This is a genomic window from Enterobacter cloacae complex sp. P47BA (genome assembly GCF_014930485.1).
Lineage (GTDB): Bacteria > Pseudomonadota > Gammaproteobacteria > Enterobacterales > Enterobacteriaceae > Enterobacter > Enterobacter bugandensis.
In genome coordinates this window covers 1-749 of sequence record NZ_JADBRF010000045.1, presented here as the reverse complement: position 1 = coordinate 749, position 749 = coordinate 1, and the positions used below count along the sequence as shown (strand labels likewise).

Genomic DNA, 749 nt, shown 5'->3' with positions numbered 1-749 from the left:
GAAGAGCTGCTGGAACTGGTAGAGATGGAAGTTCGTGAACTGCTGTCTCAGTACGATTTCCCGGGCGACGACACTCCAATCGTTCGTGGTTCCGCGCTGAAAGCGCTGGAAGGCGACGCTGAGTGGGAAGCGAAAATCATCGAACTGGCTGGCTTCCTGGATTCTTACATCCCAGAACCAGAGCGTGCGATTGACAAGCCATTCCTGCTGCCAATCGAAGACGTATTCTCCATCTCCGGTCGTGGTACCGTTGTTACCGGTCGTGTAGAGCGCGGTATCATCAAAGTTGGTGAAGAAGTTGAAATCGTTGGTATCAAAGAGACTGCGAAGTCTACCTGTACTGGCGTTGAAATGTTCCGCAAACTGCTGGACGAAGGCCGTGCTGGTGAGAACGTTGGTGTTCTGCTGCGTGGTATCAAACGTGAAGAAATCGAACGTGGTCAGGTTCTGGCGAAGCCAGGCTCAATCAAGCCACACACCAAGTTCGAATCTGAAGTGTACATCCTGTCCAAAGACGAAGGCGGCCGTCATACTCCGTTCTTCAAAGGCTACCGTCCACAGTTCTACTTCCGTACAACTGACGTGACCGGTACCATCGAACTGCCAGAAGGCGTAGAGATGGTAATGCCAGGCGACAACATCAAGATGGTTGTGACTCTGATCCACCCAATCGCGATGGACGACGGTCTGCGTTTCGCAATCCGTGAAGGCGGCCGTACCGTTGGCGCGGGCGTTGTTGCTAAAGTTCT

Annotated in this window: 1 protein-coding gene; it reads left to right on the top strand. The window is 53.0% G+C overall.

Annotation, left to right across the window (positions count from 1 at the left end; all coding sequences use genetic code 11):
- A partial coding sequence (locus IM299_RS22765) for an elongation factor Tu (RefSeq protein ID WP_193358133.1) occupies positions 1-749 on the top strand: 749 nt, incomplete at both ends.